This window comes from Croceitalea sp. MTPC6 (assembly GCF_036985525.1).
In the GTDB taxonomy this organism is placed as follows: domain Bacteria; phylum Bacteroidota; class Bacteroidia; order Flavobacteriales; family Flavobacteriaceae; genus Croceitalea.
Genome location: NZ_BTGR01000002.1, coordinates 364,209 through 386,631, shown reverse-complemented (window position 1 = coordinate 386,631; position 22,423 = coordinate 364,209). Strand labels below are relative to the sequence as shown.

Here is a 22,423-nt window from a genome sequence, read left to right as displayed (position 1 = left end):
AATGTGAGAAATCTCAATAATTAAACACTCAGGTTTCTCGTCGCTTCGCTCCGTCGAAATGACAAAAAAAGGATTATGAAACACTACACATCCATAAATGATTTGGGGAATCTGCAAGATGCAGCAAAGGAAGCTATCGCTTTAAAAAATAATCCTTTTGCTTTTGAAACATTGGGGAGGCGAAAAACCATTTGCCTATTATTCTTTAATAATAGTCTTCGTACTCGATTAAGCACCCAAAAGGCGGCAATGAATTTAGGTATGGAAGTAATGGTCATGAATTTTGGGAGTGAAGGATGGCAGTTAGAATTTGAAGATGGTACCATAATGAACGAAGGGAAATCCGAGCATATTAAAGAAGCTGCCCAAGTAGTATCGCAATTTGCAGATATTGTAGCCATTAGAGCATTTGCTGGCTTAGTTAACAAAGAAAAGGATGAAGCGGAAGTAGTTTTAAATGGATTTATAAAGTATGCCACTATCCCAGTAGTGAATATGGAAAGCTCCGTAGCACATCCTTTACAGGCTTTGGCAGATGCAATAACACTGAGAGAAAACCAAATAGTTGATAAACCAAAAGTGGTTTTATCATGGGCACCCCACCCAAAAGCTTTACCGCATGCAGTTGCCAATTCTTTTGTAAAAATGATGAAACTACAAGATGCAGAATTCGTAGTTACGCATCCTAAAGGATATGAGTTGAACCCAGAAATCATAAAGGATTGTAAAATCGTGTATGACCAAGAAAAAGCACTGGAAAATGCGAACTTTGTTTATGTGAAAAACTGGAGTAGTTATTCCGATTATGGAAAAGTACTCTCTGATGATAAAAATTGGATGATGACTAAAGAAAAGCTAGGAAATGCCAAGTTCATGCACTGCCTCCCGGTAAGAAGAAACGTAGTAGTGGAAGATGCTGTTCTAGATAGTAACCAAAGTTTGGTTATTGAACAGGCAAACAATAGAACCTATTCCGCGCAATTGGTTTTGAAACGAATTTTAGAGAAAATATAATGGATACTAAAAACAAACTCAGATGGATATTAATAATTTTGGCAGCGATTCTAATAGTCGTTCAGTTATTTAATACAGATTTCGAACATTTTGAATGGGTGAATTTATTAGGTCCACTTTCAATGTTATTAGTTATTCTATCGATGATTATTTCTATAAATCAATTTAAAAAAAAATGGAAAATAAACTCTCCATAGTAAAAATAGGTGGCAACATCATTGAGAATGAATCTGAACTCACGAAGTTCTTGACTTTATTTTCTCAAATGGCAGCACCTAAAATTTTGGTTCATGGCGGTGGGAAAAAGGCGAATCAAGTGCTAGAAAGAATGGGAATGGAACCTAAAATGATAAATGGAAGAAGAGTAACGGATGCAGAAAGTTTGGATGTTGCCATTATGGTCTATGGTGGATTGACTAATAAAAAAATTATCGCACAACTTCAATCTTTAAATTGTAATGCTATAGGAATGAGTGGTGCAGATGCCAATACAATTAAAGCTCAAAAAAGGCCTGTAAAAGAAATTGATTATGGTTTTGCGGGAGATGTAGAGGGAGTTGCAAATAATACGCTAAGTTCAATTTTGGAATTGGGCCTTACTCCTGTATTCTGTGCTTTAACGCATAACCAAAAAGGACAATTGTTAAATACAAATGCAGACACTATTGCTTCAGAACTTGCAATTGGTATGAGCAAAAATTTTGAAACAACCCTTTATTACTGCTTTGAATTAAATGGTGTGTTGCGTGATTTTGAAGATAAAAACTCAGTCATTAAAAATATTGATTCTGATTCTTATGAATCTTTAGTTTCAAAAGGCATCATTGCCGATGGAATGCTCCCGAAAATGCACAATTGTTTTCATGCCCTTAAAAAAGGCGTAAAAGAAGTTAGAATAGGTAATTTAGCCCTGTTCGATAATTCAAATACAAATTATACAACACTGGTCTTATGACGATTGATAAAGATACTCTGGCACAAGAAGCCATCGCACTACTAAAGCAGCTGATTTCCATTCCATCATTATCACAGGAAGAAGATAAAACAGCAGAAGCTATTGACACTTGGCTCAAAAAATTTGGGGTAGAAACCAGACGCCAATACAATAATATTTATTCCTTTAATAAGTATTATGATGAAAGCAAGCCTAACCTTTTGTTGAATTCTCATCATGATACAGTTAAACCTAACTCTGCCTATACCAAAGACCCTTTTCATCCCCATGTAGAGGATGGAAAATTGTATGGTTTGGGCAGTAATGATGCAGGCGGTTGCTTGTGTTCTTTATTAGCAACCTTTGTTCACTTTTATGAGCGAGATGATTTAAACTATAACATTATCATGTCAGCTACGGCAGAGGAAGAAGATGCGGGAGATTTAAGCATTTCTGCTCTGCTACCGATTCTTCCAAAGATTGAGCTTGCTATTGTTGGTGAGCCAACGTTGATGCAACTGGCAGTTGCGGAAAAAGGTTTGATCGTTTTTGATGCAAAGGTAGAAGGAACACCATCACATGCTGCACACCCAAATGACAATAATTCAATTTATAATACCATTGAAGTATTAGAATGGTTTAAAAACTATCGTTTTCCTAAGGTTTCTGAAGTTTTGGGACCAGTAAAAATGACGGTAACTCAGATTAGTGCTGGAAGTCAACACAATGTAGTTCCAGCACATGTAGATTTGGTTATAGACACCCGTGTAAATGATTGTTATACCAACGAAGAAATAAATGATATCCTGCAAAAAGAAGCCCCTTGTCAGTTAATACCACGCTCTTTGGATAAAAGTAGTTCATCTATAGATATCAAACATCCTTTAGTGCAGTCTGGTATTGCTCTAGGTAGAGAAACTTACGGCTCTCCAACCCTTTCTGACCAAACGGAATTAAGTTGCCAATCCTTAAAGTTAGGGCCAGGTGATAGTACCCGTTCACACTCAGCAGATGAATTTATTTATGTAAGAGAAATTGAAGAAGGCGTAAGCCTCTATATTGATATATTGGAAGGATTTTTTAAATAAAATTCAAGCACAAAAATCAAATAAAAAAAAATAATTTATACGCATAAGCTTGAATTTGTATTTGATTTTTGTGCTTGAATTTGAACTTGAATGATATGAAACTCTGGGACAAAGGCTTTAATACGGATAAAAAAATAGACCACTTTACAGTTGGCAACGACCGTGAACTTGATTTGGTACTCGCCAAATATGACGTAATAGCCTCAAAGGCACATGCCAAAATGTTGGGTAAAGTTGGGCTTATTTCTACGGATGAAGCCAATGCGCTAGTAAAGGAGCTGGAGGTAATTAACCAATCTATTGAAAAAGGTGAATTTACTATCGAAGAGTCTTTTGAAGATATGCACTCTAAAATAGAGTTTTTGCTCACTGAAAAACTTGGGGATACTGGAAAAAAAATCCATACGGCCCGTTCTAGGAACGACCAGGTCTTAGTTGCCATGCATTTGTATCTAAAAAATGAACTGACCGAAATTAAGAGTCAAGTTAAGTCGCTTTTTGATTTACTTCTGAAGTTAGCTGAAAAGCATGATAAAGTGCTGTTACCCGGCTATACCCATCTTCAAATTGCAATGCCTTCATCCTTTGGACTGTGGTTTTCAGCATACGCAGAAAGTTTAATAGACGATCTATATTTTATTCAAGCTGCTTATAAAACAGCTGACCAAAACCCTTTAGGAAGTGCTGCAGGTTATGGAAGTTCATTCCCCATAGACCGAAATTTTACTACTGAAGAAATGAGTTTTGAGAATTTAAAATATAATGTAGTTGCAGCACAAATGGGCCGTGGAAAAGTTGAAAAAGCTACAGCTTTTGGAATCTCAAGCATTGCTGCCACACTTTCTAAACTGGCAATGGACATTACAGTTTACATGAGCCAAAACTTTGATTTTATCTCCTTCCCAGATGAACTTACCACTGGAAGTAGCATCATGCCACATAAAAAGAACCCAGATGTTTTTGAATTGATTCGTGCTAAGTGCAACAAAATTCAATCTATACCCAATCAATTGATTCTAATTACCAATAATTTACCAAGTGGCTACCACCGAGATTTACAATTAGTAAAAGAGGTAATTGTTCCTACTATCCAAGATATGAAAGCTTGCCTTGAAATCCTCACATTCAGTCTAAAGGAAATCAAAGTCAATACTGGTATTTTAGAAGACTCTAAATACGATTATTTATTTAGTGTAGACACACTAAATGAAATGGTCAAAAATGGCATGCCTTTCCGTGATGCCTATAAAACTATGGGGAAAGCTATAGAGAATGGCAATTTTAAACCTAAAAAAGATATTGACCATACGCACGAGGGTAGTCTAGGGAATTTGTGTTTGGAAGAGATTAAAAATAAAGCAAAATACTTTTTTGATTAATCTTTCACGGTTTTCGGGGTAGTCTACAAAACGGGTAAGGCTACAACCTGTTTATGGTTATACTGGCTACTATTTTTCAACCAGCAGGTTTAACGATGACTTTATTTTAAAACCTAGCATGCTTTTTAAATATGAAAACGGTGCCCCTTTTCAGGTAGATTTAAATATGGGGATTAGTTATAAAAATAGTTTTGAAATTGGTCTTGGATACCGTACAAGTAGTTCCATAAACTTTGCTGCTGGATTTTACCTTCTTAAAAACTTTAGGGCCATGTATAATTATACTCAGCGAGGGGGGGGATGCACCCATTGGAAATACACATGGGATTGTGCTTAGCTATCGTGGTGGATTGGGATATGCTTCTAGATAATGGCTAGTTAGGTTTATTACTTTTCTTTCTTATTGTCGATATTAGGATATTCAGAAAATAAGTTAATTGCCCAATGAAAAAAAATATCCAAACACAAATTATTAGACTGTAACTCTCTTCGGGATAAACTAAATTTTGATAAAACCTTTTTGGAAAATTTGTTATTGCTGATGTTCTAATTAATTGTATAATGCCAAATAAAGAGGCTATTAAGTGCAATACAGTTAAGAATGAAAACAATTTCACTTCAAATCTTTTGAGAACCCAATATCCAAAGCCACACAATAAAAACCAACTGATAAAAATGATATAAATCTGAACATGAGCTATAACAAAATAAGTATCATGTACATTAATATCAAGTACTGAATTCTCTAAGTAAGATTTAGTAATAAAAAAAGATATAATTAATCCTATCACAAAAATCCATGAGACATTATGTGGGCTTCTTTTTATCACTTTATCATCCCCAAATTAATCACTTCTTGGGGAGTTAAATTACGCCAGTGACCTCGTGGTAAATCTTTTTTGGTGAGTCCTGCAAAAACAACACGATCTAGTTTGGTTACTTTATATTCTAAATGCTCAAAAATTCGGCGTACAATTCTATTACGCCCAGAATGGATTTCTATCCCTACTTCTTTTTTTGTACTCCCTTGAATATATGCCGCTTCATCTACTTGTACTGGACCATCCTCTAATTCTAGTCCATTCTGTATTTTTTTAAGGTCTGCTGCAGTTACATTTTTATCTAGAACTACATGATAGATTTTACGCACACCAAACTTAGGGTGTGTTAACTTCTTCGTCATATCTCCATCATTGGTAAACAACAATAGTCCTGTTGTATTTCGGTCCAAGCGTCCTACTGGGAGCAATCGATTATTGGTAGAGTTGGAAATAAGCTCCATTACCGTTCTCCTTCCTTTTTCATCATTGGTTGTGGTAATAAAACCCTTTGGCTTATTTAGGAGTATATATTCTTTTTTTTCAGGGTTTAAGCGTCTACCATCATACCGCACATCATCAGTAGATTTTACTTTGTAACCCATCTCAGATACTACCTTACCATTAACAGTAACACTACCTGCGGCTATATAAGTATCTGCTTCCCTTCGCGAACATACCCCAGCATTAGCGATATATTTATTTAACCGAATCTCATCTGGATTGGTATTTGTTTTTGGAGGTCCTTTCCTTTTATTAGGAGGAGTACTTTTAGAAAAGTTCTTCTTTTTTCTGAACCCACCAGTTGGTCGTTTCTTATTACTACCGGAATTGGGTTTGTGATTACCCTTATAGTCTGATTTCGCCATCAGTCATTATTTTTTTGCAAAGGTAGTTCTAATTATTACCCTAATACAATATTAAGCTATCATTCTAATCCTCAAACTCAACAGTAGATTGCCTTTCGCGGTTCACTGTCAACTTGGTAACATCTGGTCTTGAGTAATGACCAACAGCATCAAAATTTTGCCGCTCTTCGTAAATCCTATTAAAATCAAGGATATGGTAAATTAGCCCTTCTTTGTTTACAACTGGTTCTACTAACCATTCTCCATCTGGACCTGCAATACAAGAACCTCCATTACCTAAAGTCTCAGGTACTTTTCCCAAAATTTTATCCAAATGCGGTGTGTTATCTGGAAAATCATTTTTAGTCATCATTGAGGAAACAGAAATCACATAACTGCGGGATTCCCTAGCTATAAAACGGGTAATATCTTTAGTATTATTCAAATTTCCTGGCCAAACTGCTATATGAAGATTTTCTCCTTGTCCATAAAGTGCTGTTCTCGGCAAAGGCATCCAGTTTTCCCAACAGTTAAGACCACCAACCGTAAACTGTTTTAATGGATGAACTTTAAGTCCGTTACCATCTCCAGGAGCCCAAGTTAATCGCTCATCATACGTTGGTTGCAGTTTGCGATGGACAGATTTAATTTCCCCTTGCTCATTTATATAGACCAAAGAACAGTATAAACTATGTCCTCCTCTATCTTTGGCTCTTTCCATAATACCCAAATAAATGGCAATAGCATGCTCTTTTGCCAGTTGACGGACAGAATCCAATTCACCCAGTTCAATCTGAATGGAATTACGAACATAATGTGCATGCATCTCTTTATTTACCTTTAAATCCCAAGCTGCCCCATCTGTATACGCCAACCAAAAAGGATAACCAGGCAGTAAAGCTTCACCAAATACAACAAGTTCGCTTCCATTTTCAGCAGCTTCAATAATTGCAGTTTCGACTTTTGCTATGGTTGCCTTTTTATCCAACCAAACCGGAGCTATTTGAGCAAGCGCAACATTAAGTAAGTTTTCCATTATAAAATTCGATTTAGAACCAAATTCACATCAATCAAAAGAATACTAAAAACTCCTGAAATGATTATCAATTTCAAAATATTGTGAAGCCAAACATAATCCTTTTTAGTCTTAGCTTTCCATAACAAAAACATAAAAAGAACAAGTAATATAATACTTGCTCCAAAGTAAATAAACATATAACCTACATCAAATTCACTGATTAATAACCATGCCGGAATTAATGTGAGTACTATTAGCATACCTATTACCATTTTAGAAATCTTAACTCCATATACAATAGGCGTAGTTTTATAGTTTTGAGCCAAATCCCCTGCCATATTCTCTAAATCTTTTATGATTTCTCTAGCTAAAATGAGTAGGAACAAGAAAAGTGCATGTACAAAAATGACTGTTTCAAAATTCCTATAGTACACAAAAACTACAAAGAAAGGAGCTATTGCAAGTGTGGCCGAAACAATGTTTCCTAAAAACGGAATTCGCTTTAATTTGTGCGAATACAGCCATATTCCAAATATATATGCTGAAAAGAACAGTACAGCTCTAAAAGAAATATAGCTCGCTAAAAAAACAGCTGAAAAATTTAATATAAAATAGGTTGTAAGTTTAAAACGTTGACTCACCAAGCGGTCCAGCATACTCTTGGTCGGCTTATTAATTAAATCCTTCTCCGCATCATAAAAATTGTTGATGATGTATCCAGAGGCTATGACCAAAGCCGAAGCGGTAACTATTAAAAAAAGATTGACGTCAAAAACAACTTTTCTTAAAGGTAAATTTGGTGAAAGAATATAAATAGAGGCTAAATACTGCGCTAGGGTTATCATTAGAATATTATAACCACGCACAACGGAGAATAGACTCAACAACTTATAAAGCAGGAGTCTGTTTCTTCTACTAAGCATTAGAAATTTTTCTAGAAATTGTAAACTACTTCCAGTTTGTGACCCTGAAGGGATTTTTTAGCTCTATCTATATCTTCTGTAAAGCCTAAAATGTAGCCTCCACCACCTGAACCACAAAGTTTTAAATAGTAGTCGTTGGTTTCGATGCCTTTTTTCCAAAGTGTGTGGAACTGCTTTGGAATCATTGGTTTAAAGTTATCTAAAACCACATGGGATAACTGCTTAACATGACCAAATAAGGACTTAATGTCACCATTTAAGAAATGCTCAACACAAGCATCAGTGTGTTTTATAAATTTGTCTTTTAACATATTACGGAACCCTTCTTGCTTCATCTGTTCCATAAAAATTTGAACCATTGGGGCAGTTTCACCTGTCATACCACTATCTAGTAAAAAAACCGCTCCTTTTCCCTCTTTATTTTGTGTTGGCAGACTTGTTGATTCTATATTGTCTTGAGAATTTATAAGGATAGGTAGGCTCAGGTAACTATTTAATGGGTCTAGACCAGAACTTTTCCCATGGAAAAAAGACTCCATCTTTCCAAAAATAGTCTTTAGTTTTAAAAGCTTCTCCCGGGTCAAATTTTCAAGTACCGTAATTTTGCCTAAAGCATATTTATCATAAATAGCAGCAACCAATGCACCACTACTTCCAATACCATAACCCTGTGGAATAGAGCTATCAAAATACATTCCTTCTTCAATATCTTTTTGAAGCGAAGCAATATCAAATTGTACTAAATCCTTACTTTGGATTTCTGCTAAATGGCTAGCAAAATTTTGCAGGCTTTTATTGGATTCCTTTGCTTCCTCAGATAGGTTAGAATCATTTTTTAATGCGCCTTTAAAAAAATTATAGGGAATTGAAAGTCCCTTAGAATCTTTAATAATACCGTACTCTCCAAAAAGAAGAATTTTAGAATAAAAAAGAGGTCCTTTCATTTGTGTTGTTGAAACTTTATAATCTAAAGATAAACATTATTGGCAGTGAATTCAAATAGCATCGTTCTAATTCCAATTTTCACTACTAAATAACGCTCTAGTCAGTGATTAATTATCGTTTATACTACTATTTCTTTAGCGCCATTACCAATTCGGTCGCAAATATAATGCCCATTTTCGCAGAACGCAACTAATTCATCTTGAATAAATTGGAATACTTCTTTCTTTTCAGACTCTGGATACAAAACATGAACATTGGCCCCTGCGTCTAAGGTAAAACAAACATGGGTTTTAGACTTTTGGCGAAATTCCCAAATTCTATGAATAATTTCCAAGGTATTAGGCTTCATTAACATAAAATAAGGCAGACTGGTCATCATCATCGCATGAAGCGTCAGTGCTTCGCTTTCAACTAGCTCTATAAAATCATCCAAATTCCCTTCTTCAAAAGTAGTTTTCAGTCTATCTAGATTTGAGTGCGCTTGGGCAAAACGTTGTTCCGCAAAATAGTGGTTATGCATTAAATCATGACCAACTGTACTACTAACTGTTTTTTGACCTTTATGAACCAATAAAATAGTGTCATGGTAGTTTTTAAAAACAGGATGAACTTTAAAGGGATATTTGACTCCGTATAAATTAGAACTTTCGTCAATTGCTTCATGAGTTCCCCACTGTATTAAATCGCCCTCTACACTTCTGCACGCACTTCCAGAGCCCAAACGTGCCAAGAACGATGCTTTCCTTTTAAAATAAGCATCTTTCAAAGAAGGATTTGTCATTTTTTCAATAGAAACCAGACAAAGTGCCAAAGCAGCCATTCCACTTGCTGAAGATGCAATTCCACTGCTATGAGGGAAAGAATTTGATGTTTCAATGGTAAAGTGATACTCTTTCAGAAAAGGAACATATTTTTCAATACGCTCAAAAAAAGTATTGATTTTAGGTTTAAAATCTTCTTTGGGCTTTCCTTCGAAAAAAAGGTCAAAAGAAAAAATATTTGACTTTTGTTTTAGAGTAGAAAATTTTAGCGATGTTGTTGTAGCACAAGCATCTAGAGTAAAACTAATAGAAGGGTTTGCAGGTATTTGATTTGGTTTTTTCCCCCAGTACTTTACTAAAGCGATATTACTGGGAGCCTTCCACGCTGTTAAACCTGATTCTGGATATTCAAAACCCCCTTTTAAAACAAAATCACTCTCGGTCACTCCCACAAATTTTTGGTAAAGATAGCAATGCATTTTTGACTACTTCATTTGCTAAAAATAAATTCCTATTTTAGTATGAATAGCATTACCCATGCAAAGAAAAATTCTAAAAATAATAATAACCGTAACAGTTTGCCTGTTGATTGGATTCTTATCTAGTTTTGCTACCCAAAGCTCTGTGAACGAATGGTATCTGACACTTAATAAACCCAGTTTTAATCCTCCCAATTGGATTTTTGCACCAGTTTGGACCATACTTTATGTAATGATGGGAGTTGCGGCAGGTGTAGTTTGGGGAAAAGGGTTCCACCATATATGGGTCAAAACTGCATTATATCATTTTGGTTTTCAATTACTCCTAAATGCATTATGGAGTATGATTTTCTTTGGGCTTCAAAATATCCTTGCTGCTCTTTTCGTAATCATTGCATTAATTATAGCAATAGTTATGACCATTAGATGGTTTAGGGTAGTAAGTAAAAAATCAGCGATTTTAATGATTCCATATTTACTTTGGGTGTGCTTCGCAACTGTGCTCAACTACAAAATTTGGGAATTGAACTAAATTTCAAAGTATAAACTCAAATGAAATCGACAAGGGTTTTTATTATTTTGAATTTGGCTTTGATACTTCAACTTGTATTTTTACCCTGCAAATTCAATCATTTTTTGCATTGTTCTTAAATTTCTTGTGGTTGCTATTACTTTTAATTTACGCTCGATAAGATTATTATTCAATTTAGCTCTACCTGCTCCTTTTTTACAATTCAAATAAACACATGTATCAATAAGCTTGAATTCTTCAGTTTTAAAACGAAGTGCATTAAATTCTTTTATCCATTCTTCATCGGGAAAACCATGTAATAAAGTAAAATAAAGATTCTTTTCCTCTGCGTTCAGGAATGGCATGTTGGTCAAGATTTTAGATAACTCGACAGATGTTTTAATTAGGATTGGGACTTCAAAGCCGAAATCTCGTAAAATCAATTTGTAAACATTTTGGCTCAACTCAGTTAAATCTTCAACATGCGAATCCAAAATAAGGTTTCCACTTTGAATGTAGGTTTGTACATTTTTAAAACCAGCTTGTTCAAGGCTTACCCTTAAATCTGCCATTTTTATCTTTTTTTGACCACCAACGTTAATCCCTCTTAAAAAAGCAATGTAAGTCTGCATTCACTTGTGAATTTTCATTTCAAATTACTTAAATCTACTATAATTATTTTTAGTAATTTCCGTATTCTTAAATTCTTGAAATGAGTAATTATATTTTAGCATTAGATCAAGGGACTACAAGCTCCAGAGCTGTGGTTTTTGATAAAAAGGGCAGTATAGTGTCCGTAGCCCAGAAGGAGTTTACACAAATTTTCCCAAAACCAGGATGGGTAGAACATGATGCAACTGAAATATGGTCCACACAAGCAGGAATGGCTGCTGAGGCAGTTGCAAAAAAAGGTATAGACGGTTCAGAGATTGCTGCTATTGGAATTACTAATCAGCGGGAAACTGCTGTCGTTTGGGATAGAAAAACCGGGGAGCCTATATATAATGCCATAGTTTGGCAAGATAAAAGAACAGCTGGTTTTTGTGATGAGCTTAAAAAAGCTGGAAAATCTGACCTTATCAGAGAAAAAACTGGATTAGTGATAGACTCATATTTTTCCGCTACCAAGGTAAAATGGATTCTAGACAATGTTGATGGGGCACGAAAACGAGCAGAAGCTGGAGAATTAGCCTGGGGCACTATAGATTCTTGGTTAATTTGGAAAATGACCCAAGGTAATCTTCATGTTACTGATGTTACAAACGCTTGTCGTTCTCTAATATTCAATATCAATACCATGGATTGGGATGATCAACTTCTCGAGTTATTCACCATACCAAAAAGTATGCTTCCTGAAGTCAAGCAATCAAGTGAAGTTTATGGACATACTACTCCAAATTTCTTTGCTAGTAAAATTCCAATTGCAGGAATTGCAGGTGATCAGCAAGCTGCCCTTTTTGGTCAAATGTGTACACAAAAGGGAATGGTAAAGAACACTTATGGAACCGGTTGTTTTATGCTGATGAATGTTGGGGATAAACCTGTTCCCTCAATAAATAATTTATTAACTACCGTTGCTTGGAAGATTAATGGAAAAACTACCTATGCTTTGGAAGGTAGCATTTTTATTGCAGGCGCAGTGGTCCAATGGCTTCGCGATAGTCTAAAGATTATAAAAAAATCATCTGATGTGGAACAACTTGCTAGTTCTGTAGAAAGTTCGGAAGGTGTTTATTTTGTACCTGCTTTTGCAGGCTTGGGAGCTCCACATTGGAACCAACAGGCACAGGGAACTATTTTTGGGTTAACTCGGGGTAGTACTGATGCACATATAGCAAGAGCATCATTGGAATCTATTGCTTACCAAACCATGGATATTCTAAAAGCCATGGAAGCGGATTCTGGTATATCCATTAAAGAACTTCGGGTAGATGGAGGTGCGACTGTAAATGATATGCTAATGCAGTTTCAAGCCGATGTTTTAAACACTACTGCTGTTCGCCCTAAAATTATCGAAACTACTGTCATGGGGGCTGCTTATTTAGCTGGTCTAGCTGTTGGGTTTTGGAAAAGCCCTGAAGAAATCCAAAATATCTGGCAAACTGATGTTCACTTTAATCCTACAAAAGAACGTGAAGCAATTGATGATGGCATAAAAGGATGGTACAGAGCAATTGAAGCCTTAGAATATTGGACAAAGCAATAGAAAATAACCTTTAACCTGATTATAAATGACACCTTTTGTAGCAGAAATTATTGGCACTTTCCTACTAATTTTATTGGGATGTGGTGTAAACGCCAATGTATCTTTAGCTAAAACTTATGGGAATGGTTCCGGTTGGATCGTAATTACAACTGGTTGGGCATTTGCGGTTTATGTAGGTGTCGTTGTTGCTTCACCTTACAGCGGAGCACATATTAATCCAGCAGTTTCTATAGGTTTGGCCGCTGCTGGAGAATTTCCCTGGGATTCAGTACCATCATATATCTTGGCACAATTTATTGGAGCTATGCTAGGGGCTTTTTTTGTATGGCTTACCCATAAAGATCATTTTGATGCTACAAAAGATGGAGGTGCAAAAAGAGGTGTTTTTTGTAATGCTCCTGCAATCCCCAATACGCCAATAAACCTTTTAGTTGAAGTCATTGGAACTTTTGTTCTAGTTTTTACTGTTCTTTACTTTTCGGACGCCACGCTGACTGACACCAATACTATAATTGGTTTAGGCTCACTTGGCGCTTTGCCAGTTGCACTATTGGTCTGGGGAATAGGATTGTCACTTGGTGGAACAACTGGCTATGCCATTAATCCTGCCAGAGATTTAGGCCCGCGAATTATACATGCGCTGGTCCCAATAAAAGAAAAGGGCTCAAATGGATGGGGGTATTCATGGATTCCCGTAATCGGCCCAATTTTGGGTGGATGTTTGGCAGCTGGATTATCGCTTTTATTACAATAGATTATTCTTTTGCCATATCCATTGCAGCAATGTAGGCTCCGGTCCATGCATTTTGAAAATTAAACCCACCTGTTATTGCATCTACATTAATCACTTCGCCAGCAAAGTAAAGGTTAGGCAATTTTTTACTTTTAAAAGTCTTGAAGTCAATCTCTTTTAAATCTACTCCCCCAGCCGTCACAAATTCCTCTTTAAAAGTGCTTTTGCCTTCCACCTTAAAGGAACATTTGGTCAATTGCACTGCTAAACTTCTCAATTTTTCTTTGGTGACATCAGCCCATGTTAAAGTCTTTTCTATATTGGAAGCTTCTACTAAATTGACCCATAATCGTCTAGGTATCTTTACTGCTTTAGTCCTAGTAATCGTTTTCTTAGTCTCAACTGTTTTAATTTGAAATAATACTTCTTCCATCATTTCAGTAGTATACTCAGGAACCCAGTTTACTGTAATTCGAAAATTATAATTGTACTCATTTAATATATTTGCTCCCCATGCGGATAATTTTAAAATAGCTGGTCCACTCATGCCCCAATGTGTTATTAATAGTGGCCCATCACTTTCCAATTCTGGTTTTTCATTGACCTTACTTCTCAATTGCACTACTATTTTAGAATTGTAATGCTTTTTAGGCGGTACTTCTACTTGGACATATGTACTTAACCCTTGGATTCCTTTAATTCTTTTGTCTTTTATATTGAAAGTGAACAATGATGGAACTGGGGAAACAATGGCATGTCCTAGATTATTCAATTGACCCCAAATTTTTGGATTGCTACCAGTTGCAATAAGCAGTTTTTTGCATTTATAGTGTTTGTTCATTGTGGTGACTTGCCAACCTCTATTATCTTCCAATGGCAAAAATGATTTTACAGAACTGTTCTTTAAAATAGTTATCCCCAAACGTTCAGTTTCATGTAAAAAGCAATCTATTATGCTTTGGGATGAATCACTTTTAGGAAAAATACGCCCGTCTTCTTCTATTTTTAAAGGTATCCCCCTTTCTTCAAAAAAACCCATCACATCTCCGGTGCTATGAGTATGGAAAGGCCCTAGAAGCTCTTTTTTTCCACGTGGATAATTACTTGCAAGTTTTACTGGGTCAAACTCTGCGTGAGTAACGTTACAACGTCCACCTCCAGAAACCTTTACTTTTCCCAATACTGTTTTGCCCCGTTCAAAGATTGCAATCTTTGCCTTAGGGTTTTCGATAGCGGTACGAATAGCTGCATAAAAACCAGCAGCACCACCACCAATAATTATGATATCATGCATTAATTAGCTCTATCTGGATAATTGGTGAAAATACCGTCTACTCCAAAATTGCGCATCTGGAAAATATCTTCAGCTTCGTTTACAGTATATGTGAATACTTTGAAACCAGCATCTTGTATTTGTTTTGTATTTTCTGCTGTCAGTGTTTTATACCACGGATTTACGGCAATAGCATTCAGCTCTTTGGCAATAGGGATAGCTTCCAATGGGTTTTCTTCTGTCAAGACTGCGATAGCAATGTCTGGATTTGTGCTACGCATTTCACGAAGTTCATCCCAGTTAAAACTTGAGATAACAAAATCATCGAGTGCCCATCCTTTCTTTTCTACATAATAATCAATAATGAAGTTTACTCTGTCTGCAGTATTGGCGCCCTTCAATTCTATATTTAGAGCAACTTTATTATCAACTAATTTTAAAACGTCTTGCAACATGGGGATTTTATGATTTCCATCAAGAATCACCTTTCTCAATTCAAAAATAGTGTACTCCTCAATGTTTCCCGCTGCGTTGGAAAGCCTTTCCAATCGCTCATCATGAAAAACCACTATTTCACCACTTTGAATTTTAAATACATCAATTTCAATCATGTCAACACCCAAATCAAGTGCTTTTTCGATGGATGCCAAAGTGTTCTCAGTTTCGTAACCCATGGCCCCTCTATGACCAATAACCAAGAAGTTATCCTCTTTCATTTTACAGCCATTTAAAAAAAATAATAGTGCTATTCCGAGTACGGAAAGTTTGTTCATATACTTTGTTTTTCGAATCCTAAAAATACAATTTGAAAATGAAATATAGACTACTCCCAATACCTACAAAATATAAAACCCGAATACCTTCCAAAAGATAATTTCATATATTGTATTGATTATTAACCAACTAAACAAACTATTATGTTTTCAAAATCTAATTTGTTGGCTATTTTGGCGGCAACAGTGGTCATGTTTTTATTAGGCTATCTTCTTTGGGGTGTCCTTACAGAAGATTTTTTTAAATCCCATACTATTACGGATGTTTCTAAAGATCCTATGAATTTTCCGTTGATATTTGTTTCAACCTTAATTGGTGCATTTATTTTGAGCAGTGTTTACAATAAATGGGCAAGAGGACACCATAGTGTAAAAAGTGGATTGGAATTTGGAATCGCTGTTGGGGCTTTTACTGGAATTTCAATGGGCTTAATGTGGTACGCGACATCAAATATGATGGATTTTACAGGCTTTATCGCCGAAGCCGTAATCGAAATGGTCTATTACGGCATTACTGGTATTGTAATTGCCCTAATATACAGGGCTACGCAAAAAAGTCAATGATAAAACTTATCAACCCTTAAAACAAAGGCGAGTCAATTATCAATAATTGATTCGCCTTTTTTATTTCTGCACACTGAAAATATAAGATTGTAAAGGTTTTAAGGCAATTGTTATAAATCCAATACCATCCTCTATTTTTAGATTTAAATCTGTTTTATCGTACAATTCTTCTCGCAGTGAATATTCAGTATTGTCAAGACCCCAATTTTTGATGATATGATTAGGAATCTTCAACTCAAAATCGTATTCCTTATGAGAATCAAAATTGGAGACTATAATAAGTTTTTCACCTACTGACCAACGTACATAAGATAAAACCCTATGGTCATATTTTTCTGTATTTTCCCTATTGTAAAAATGGATTTCTTCATATTCGCCCATTAAAGCATCACTAGTAATGGTGAAATTTAAAAGACGCTTGTAAAAATCCCTAAGGTCTTTTTCTTCATCGGTGAGCTGCCCACCATCAAACTTCTTATCATTTACCCACCTTTGATGACTTGGAACACCTATATAATCGAAGATTGAGGTTCGCGTTGGTTTACCAAAACCTGCATCCTCAGCACCCGGCTCTCCAACTTCCTGTCCAAAATATATCATAGTAGGTGAAGTGCTCAAAGTCGCCGATACTACCATCGCTGGTTTCGCAATTTCTGCATAGCCCACAAAATCTGGACTTGCTATCCGCTGTTCGTCATGGTTCTCCAAAAAATGTAACATGTTATGCTCAATATCTTGCATTCTTTTTTGAACAACTGGAATATGGTCTGTCCATCCATGGCCCTGCATAATATGTTTTATACTATCATACAACTCTACTTTATCATAGAGATAGTCCATTTTGCCTTTATGTATATAATCACGATACAACTGTGGATTATAAACCTCAGCCAATAGAAAAGCATCAGGATTTTTCATCTTGATTGATGAATTCATATAGCTCCAAAATTCTACAGGCACCATCTCTGCCATATCAAAGCGAAAACCATCTACCCCAAAATCCAGCCAATACAATGCAATGTCTCTAAATTTGTTCCAAGAATCAGGAACATCCTTAGCTTTCCAAAACTCAAAATGCGCTTTGTAATCCATTTGACTGTAAGACTCAGGAAGCTCATCAAAATCTTTAGTCCCATCTGGTCTAACCCCGTAGTTGACTTTCACAGTTTCGTACCAATCATTAAAATTTGGCTGCGGTAATCTTGAACCATTTCCAGTCCATTTTGCAGGAATCTCTTCAAACTTATTATCCGTCAAAAGATTTTTATCTCCACCCAAAGGCAAATAACCATTTTCCCAATTAGGAACTTTAAATTCTGATTTCGGTATGTAGTAAAAATTGTTGTTCCTAGCATATTCGACCGAAGTATCGTCGTTTGCTCCAAAATCCACAATCCCATCAGGATTTGTAAGTCCTTCATAATTTCTAGCAACATGGTTGGGAACAATATCAATAAGCACTTTTAAATCATGTTTATGGGTTCTTTGTATAAGTGCTTTAAATTCCTCTAGCCTTTTGGTAGGGTCAATAGCCAAATCTGGATTTACATTATAATAATCCTTTACTGCATAGGGTGAACCAGCCCTGCCTTTGACAACATCTGGGTCATCTTTTGAAATTCCAAATGCTGTATAATCATTAATTAATGCATGATGTGGGACACCCGTGTACCAAATGTGGGTAATACCTAAACCTCTAATCTCAGAGAGTGCTTTATCATTAAAGTCTACAAACTTACCTATTCCGTTTTCTTCAATGGTACCCCATGGTTTGTTTGTGTTGTTAGTGTTTCCAAAAAGTCTGGTAAAAACTTGATAAACGACTGCTTTTTTCCTCATTGTTTTGGTCTCATTCTTACTTGGGTTTTTATCATCACATGCAGTATGCAATCCAATCATTACTATCAGTAAAACCCAAATTAACCTTTTCATACTTGTGTTACCATACCAGGAGTAAGTACAACTCGTTCTCCATTAACACGAATTGACATTTCTTCTTTTCCAGTTAGTTCAAAACTTGAACCTTTAGACGATACTGTTACTTTTAGTACCCTGCTTCGGAAATTAATTTTAAATGAATAAGAATCCCACTCTTTTGGAATCTGTGGGGTAAAATTAAGCTTGTCTTCCAGTACACGCATTCCTCCAAAACCTTCAACAACGCTCATCCATGTTCCTGCCATTGAAGTTATATGTAGACCCTCTTCAACTTCTTTGTTATAATCATCCAAATCCAAACGAGATGTTCTTAAATAGAATTTATAGGCTTGGTCCATTCTCCCTAGTTTAGCTGCTTGAATACTGTGGACGCATGGGGATAGGGAAGATTCGTGGACGGTAAAAGGTTCGTAAAAATCAAAATGCTTTTCTAATTCTTCAGTTGAAAAATGATCTTCAAAAAGGTAAAAGCCTTGTAAGACATCAGCTTGTTTTATATATGGAGATCTAAGAATACGGTCCCAGCTCCACTTTTGATTAATGGGGCGTTCTGATTTGTCCAAATCATCAACTTTGACCAATTCTTTATCCAAGAAACCGTCTTGTTGCAAATAGACTTCTTGCTTTTTTGAATAGGGAAAATACATTTGATTAGCAACTTCTGCCCAGAGGTCTATTTCGTTGTCCGTCAGTTTGGTTTGAGCCATCACACGGTCATAATCCACTAAATATCCATCTTTGACCTTTTTAATTTGTTCAATAGTGTATTCAATGCACCATTTGGCCAAATAGTTGGTATACCAATTGTTATTTACGTTATTTTCATATTCATTTGGACCTGTAACTCCTAAGATTACATATTTCTTTTTCTTTTTTGAAAAGTTAGCTCTCTGATGCCAGAACCTCGAAATTCCAATCAATACTTCCAATCCCATTTCTGGAATATAGCTGTAATCACCAGTAAAACGATAATAATTATATATAGCAAATGCTATAGCACCGTTTCTATGAATCTCCTCAAAGGTAATTTCCCACTCGTTATGGCATTCTTCGCCGTTCATTGTCACCATTGGATACAGAGCAGCCCCGTTGGAGAAACCAAGTTTTTGAGCATTCTCTATTGCCTTTTCTAAATGATTGTAACGATATTCTAATAAGTTCCACGCTACCGTTTGGTTTTTGGTCGCCATGTAAAAGGGGAGACAATAAGCTTCGGTATCCCAATAGGTGCTACCCCCGTATTTTTCACCAGTAAAACCTTTGGGGCCAATATTTAATCTAGAATCTTTTCCTAAATAAGTTTGATTTAACTGAAAAATATTAAAGCGAATACCCTGTTGTGCTTTAACATCACCAGAAATAGTAATATCACTCATTTCCCAAATTGAAGCCCAAGCCTTTCTTTGTTCCTCTAGCAAAGCATCAAAACCTAGATTCACAGCTTTGTCCAAAATTGAGTTAGCAGCCTTGACCAAATCATTTGCTTTATGGTTTGTTGAAACAGTATATCCGCCATATTTTACCAAACTCAATTTTTGGTTCTTTTTTAAATCGCACTCAAATTCAAGAGAAACTTTTGTATCTGTCTTTTCGGATTTAGTTTCTTGGACTTTTTTTCCATCTAAAAGCAATTCTCCCTGCATGTAGGTACAGGTAGAAAAATTAGTTTTCATGGTATGCGCCTCTATAAAAGCCCTATTATCATTAGAAGATATATTTGTAGTATTCCAAAACTTATCATCCCAATTACTGTCCTCATTGGTAATCCCAGAATCCAGATAGGGAATAAATTTTACCTGAGCATCAGAATTCAATAATTCCAACTCATAATTTATAGCCCCAAGCTCATCTAACTTAAGACTTAAAAATCGGGTTGCAACTATAGAAATTTCAATTCCATTTTGGAGTGTTGCCTTAAAAGAACGTTTGTACCAACCTTCTTTCATATTAAGTTCTCTAGTAAAGTCCTTTACTTTTTTACAAGTATTTAAATCCAAACGCTCACCATTAATAAAAACATCTATTCCTATCCAATTTGGTGCATTTAATACTTTGGCAAAGTATTCGGGGTATCCATTTTTCCACCAACCAACTCTCGTCTTATCGGGGTAATAGACGCCAGCAATATAGCTCCCTTGAAATGTTTCTCCAGAATAATGCTCTTCAAAATTTGCTCGTTGCCCCATAGCACCATTGCCTATGCTAAAAAGACTTTCAGAAGACTTTACTCTATTAGAATCAAAGCCATCTTCCAGTATTGACCACTCGTTTGGTTTTATATAATCTTGGTTCATCTAAATATTTGCTAATTTTTTTAAAAAAGTCGTGTCAATCCCCGTAAAATCCGGAAATACGTAGTCAGCCTCGTGCAATACATTTTTGTCACCTATTCCTATACTGACCATATCCGCAGTATTGGCAGCCTGTATACCTGCAACAGCATCTTCAAAAACAATACAACTTTTTGGAGACACTTGAAGCTTTTCTGCAGCTATTATAAATACCTCTGGGTCAGGTTTGGCCTTAGATACGGAATTACCATCAACAATAGCATCAAAATATGAAAGTAGATTTACTTTTTCTAAAATTGATTTAGCATTTTTACTGGCAGAACCCAAAGAAATAGGTATCCCATTAGATTTAAGAAATTGGAGTACCCTAGGAACATCTGGTAAAATTTCTGACTCATCCATTTTCTCAATGTAAGCTAAATAGTCCTCGTTCTTTTCGACCATCCAAGAATCAAATTGTTCATTAGTTGCCTTGACATTTCCCAAATCCAAAAGAATTTCCAGGCTTTTTTTTCTACTTACTCCTTTGAAAAGTTCATTTTGTTCCTCTGTAAATTCAAAACCTAATTCATTGGCCAAATTCTTCCATGCCAAATAATGATATTTAGCGGTATCTACAATTACACCGTCTAAATCGAAAATAAATCCGACTCTTTGCATTTTATTAAGTGTTTGGGCAAACTTAATTAATTGTAGAATCCCGTTCAATTAAAGTGGGTTCTAAAATTTTGGTTTGGTAAGTTTCATCTTCTTTTTCACTTTCTATTTTTTGAATGAGCATTTCTGCAGCTATTTCTCCCATTTGTTGTCCATGTTGAGCAATTGAAGTTAAGCTTGGGTTTGCATATTTGGCTAGAAGTCCATCCGTAAATCCTATAATAGAAATATCTTGGGGGATTTTATTGCCTCTATTTTGTAACACGCGCATAGCGTGAATCCCAAAAATTTCATTAACACTTAAAACAGCATCAGGTTTAACCTGATCAAAGAAATTACTAACAGCCTTTTCATCTATATCCATATATGGTAATTGTAAAACATAATTTTTGTCTACTTCCAATCCATTGTCTAAAAGAGCTTTACGGTAGCCTTCATTTCTATTTCTACTTACACTAAAATAATCTTCAGTAGTAAGCAAAGCGATTTTCTTTCGCCCTTCATCTATTAACTTTTTTGTTGCCAAATATCCTGCCAACTGGTCATCGATAACTACTTTATCACAATCTACTTCATTTGTAACCCTATCAAATAGAACCAAGGGAATACCTTGACCAGTTACTTCTCTTAAGTGATTGTAATCTGCCTTTTTTTCAGTCTCAGCAGATAAAGACATGATGAATCCATCTATACTTCCGTTTGCCAACATTTCCATATTAATCACTTCTTTGTCGAAAGATTCATCAGATAGACATACAATCACATTATATCCTTTAGTGTTCGCATATTTTTCAATACCACGCATTACAGTAGTAAAAAAGTGATGAACTATATCTGGTATTACTACACCAATATTTTTCGTTCGCTTGTTTTTTAGGCTTATCGCGATGTTGTTTGGCTTGTAGTTGTATAATTTTGCAAATGCCTGTATTTTCTCTTTTGTCTCCCTACTTATCTCCTCACTATTTTTTAATGCTTTTGAGACCGTAGATATTGAGACCTCAAGTTCTCGTGCGATATGTTTGAGAGTAATTTTTTTCTTTAACATTTAAAAAATTTTAAATACAATCAGTTGTAACTAATTCTAACGCTTTTTAACAATTAACTTACATTAAAACTTTGTTAACCTAACATTAAATCAATTTGTTAATGTAATTACTTTACAAACAAAAAAACTATATTTTAAGGTAATTCCATTGATTTTGCATATATTTCGCATCGTATTTATGGATTTAGTGTTTTCAAGTGTCAAGAATTAAACAACTGATAA

Annotated in this window: 20 protein-coding genes and 1 pseudogene; 9 read left to right on the top strand and 12 right to left on the bottom strand. The window is 35.5% G+C overall.

Features of this window, described 5'->3' with window-relative positions:
- Positions 1–75: 75 nt before the first annotated feature.
- From AACP56_RS06170 to AACP56_RS06150, 5 genes and pseudogenes are all read left to right on the top strand, one after another.
- Complete coding sequence (locus AACP56_RS06170) at positions 76–1,014, top strand: acetylornithine carbamoyltransferase (protein ID WP_339336916.1); 939 nt, start codon at positions 76–78, stop codon at positions 1,012–1,014.
- A gap of 175 nt (positions 1,015–1,189) precedes the next feature.
- Positions 1,190–1,969, top strand: coding sequence for an acetylglutamate kinase (argB, locus tag AACP56_RS06165; protein WP_339336914.1), 780 nt, complete (start codon positions 1,190–1,192; stop codon positions 1,967–1,969).
- Positions 1,966–3,036, top strand: a complete 1,071-nt coding sequence (locus AACP56_RS06160) for a M20 family metallo-hydrolase (protein ID WP_339336912.1) — start codon at positions 1,966–1,968, stop codon at positions 3,034–3,036. Before argB ends, AACP56_RS06160 begins: the two co-directional genes overlap by 4 nt.
- 95 nt (positions 3,037–3,131) lie before the next feature.
- The gene (argH, locus tag AACP56_RS06155; protein ID WP_339336910.1) at positions 3,132–4,415 is read left to right on the top strand and encodes an argininosuccinate lyase; all 1,284 of its coding nucleotides are present in this window, start codon (positions 3,132–3,134) and stop codon (positions 4,413–4,415) included.
- A 64-nt stretch (positions 4,416–4,479) separates the two neighbouring features.
- Positions 4,480–4,752 (top strand): annotated as a pseudogene (locus AACP56_RS06150) (type IX secretion system membrane protein PorP/SprF); the annotation flags it as partial.
- 489 nt (positions 4,753–5,241) lie between these two features.
- On the opposite strand, the gene AACP56_RS06145 reads toward AACP56_RS06150, so the two are convergent.
- The 5 genes from AACP56_RS06145 to AACP56_RS06125 form a co-directional block, all read right to left on the bottom strand.
- Complete coding sequence (locus AACP56_RS06145) at positions 5,242–6,102, bottom strand: pseudouridine synthase (RefSeq protein ID WP_339336908.1); 861 nt, start codon at positions 6,100–6,102, stop codon at positions 5,242–5,244.
- 64 nt (positions 6,103–6,166) lie between these two features.
- Entirely contained in the window at positions 6,167–7,117 is a 951-nt protein-coding gene (locus AACP56_RS06140; RefSeq protein WP_339336906.1) for a carbon-nitrogen hydrolase family protein, read from the bottom strand.
- A complete protein-coding gene (locus AACP56_RS06135) occupies positions 7,117–8,022 on the bottom strand; it encodes a geranylgeranylglycerol-phosphate geranylgeranyltransferase (protein ID WP_339336904.1) in 906 nt (301 codons plus the stop codon). The genes AACP56_RS06140 and AACP56_RS06135 overlap by 1 nt, the downstream gene beginning before the upstream one ends.
- Before the next feature lie 11 nt (positions 8,023–8,033).
- Positions 8,034–8,966 (bottom strand): mevalonate kinase family protein, encoded by a 933-nt coding sequence (locus AACP56_RS06130; protein WP_339336902.1) that lies wholly within the window; start codon positions 8,964–8,966, stop codon positions 8,034–8,036.
- A 119-nt stretch (positions 8,967–9,085) separates the two neighbouring features.
- Positions 9,086–10,174, bottom strand: a complete 1,089-nt coding sequence (locus AACP56_RS06125) for a diphosphomevalonate/mevalonate 3,5-bisphosphate decarboxylase family protein (RefSeq protein WP_445227702.1) — start codon at positions 10,172–10,174, stop codon at positions 9,086–9,088.
- Between the two features lie 91 nt (positions 10,175–10,265).
- On the opposite strand from AACP56_RS06125, the gene AACP56_RS06120 reads away from it, so the two are divergent.
- Complete coding sequence (locus tag AACP56_RS06120; protein WP_339336898.1) at positions 10,266–10,739, top strand: TspO/MBR family protein; 474 nt, start codon at positions 10,266–10,268, stop codon at positions 10,737–10,739.
- 80 nt (positions 10,740–10,819) lie between these two features.
- On the opposite strand, the gene AACP56_RS06115 is transcribed toward AACP56_RS06120, so the two are convergent.
- A complete protein-coding gene (locus AACP56_RS06115) occupies positions 10,820–11,350 on the bottom strand; it encodes a DUF1697 domain-containing protein (RefSeq protein WP_339336896.1) in 531 nt (176 codons plus the stop codon).
- A gap of 80 nt (positions 11,351–11,430) precedes the next feature.
- Here AACP56_RS06115 and glpK point away from each other — a divergent pair, with 80 nt between their 5' ends.
- Positions 11,431–12,924 carry a glycerol kinase GlpK gene (gene glpK, locus AACP56_RS06110; protein WP_339336894.1) on the top strand — a complete coding sequence of 498 codons (1,494 nt, stop codon included), beginning with the start codon at positions 11,431–11,433 and terminating at the stop codon, positions 12,922–12,924.
- 25 nt (positions 12,925–12,949) lie between these two features.
- Complete coding sequence (locus AACP56_RS06105) at positions 12,950–13,678, top strand: MIP/aquaporin family protein (protein WP_339336892.1); 729 nt, start codon at positions 12,950–12,952, stop codon at positions 13,676–13,678.
- A gap of 1 nt (position 13,679) precedes the next feature.
- Here AACP56_RS06105 and AACP56_RS06100 read toward each other — a convergent pair whose 3' ends face one another.
- Both AACP56_RS06100 and AACP56_RS06095 read right to left on the bottom strand, forming a co-directional pair.
- Positions 13,680–14,951 carry an NAD(P)/FAD-dependent oxidoreductase gene (locus tag AACP56_RS06100; protein WP_339336890.1) on the bottom strand — a complete coding sequence of 424 codons (1,272 nt, stop codon included), beginning with the start codon at positions 14,949–14,951 and terminating at the stop codon, positions 13,680–13,682.
- Entirely contained in the window at positions 14,951–15,703 is a 753-nt protein-coding gene (locus AACP56_RS06095; protein WP_339336888.1) for a glycerophosphodiester phosphodiesterase, read from the bottom strand. The genes AACP56_RS06100 and AACP56_RS06095 overlap by 1 nt, the downstream gene beginning before the upstream one ends.
- A 144-nt stretch (positions 15,704–15,847) precedes the next feature.
- Here AACP56_RS06095 and AACP56_RS06090 point away from each other — a divergent pair, with 144 nt between their 5' ends.
- Positions 15,848–16,267 carry a hypothetical protein gene (locus AACP56_RS06090; RefSeq protein WP_339336886.1) on the top strand — a complete coding sequence of 140 codons (420 nt, stop codon included), beginning with the start codon at positions 15,848–15,850 and terminating at the stop codon, positions 16,265–16,267.
- 60 nt (positions 16,268–16,327) lie between these two features.
- Here AACP56_RS06090 and AACP56_RS06085 read toward each other — a convergent pair whose 3' ends face one another.
- The 4 genes from AACP56_RS06085 to AACP56_RS06070 are packed head-to-tail and all read right to left on the bottom strand — an operon-like array spanning position 16,328 to position 22,201.
- Positions 16,328–18,199: an alpha-amylase family protein gene (locus AACP56_RS06085; RefSeq protein ID WP_339336884.1), complete on the bottom strand. Its 1,872-nt coding sequence runs from the start codon at positions 18,197–18,199 to the stop codon at positions 16,328–16,330.
- The gene (locus AACP56_RS06080) at positions 18,196–20,499 is read right to left on the bottom strand and encodes a glycoside hydrolase family 65 protein (protein ID WP_339336882.1); all 2,304 of its coding nucleotides are present in this window, start codon (positions 20,497–20,499) and stop codon (positions 18,196–18,198) included. The genes AACP56_RS06085 and AACP56_RS06080 overlap by 4 nt, the downstream gene beginning before the upstream one ends.
- Positions 20,500–21,156 (bottom strand): beta-phosphoglucomutase, encoded by a 657-nt coding sequence (gene pgmB / locus AACP56_RS06075; RefSeq protein ID WP_339336880.1) that lies wholly within the window; start codon positions 21,154–21,156, stop codon positions 20,500–20,502.
- Positions 21,157–21,178: 22 nt separating this feature from the next.
- Positions 21,179–22,201 carry a LacI family DNA-binding transcriptional regulator gene (locus tag AACP56_RS06070; RefSeq protein WP_339336878.1) on the bottom strand — a complete coding sequence of 341 codons (1,023 nt, stop codon included), beginning with the start codon at positions 22,199–22,201 and terminating at the stop codon, positions 21,179–21,181.
- Positions 22,202–22,423: the final 222 nt, after the last annotated feature.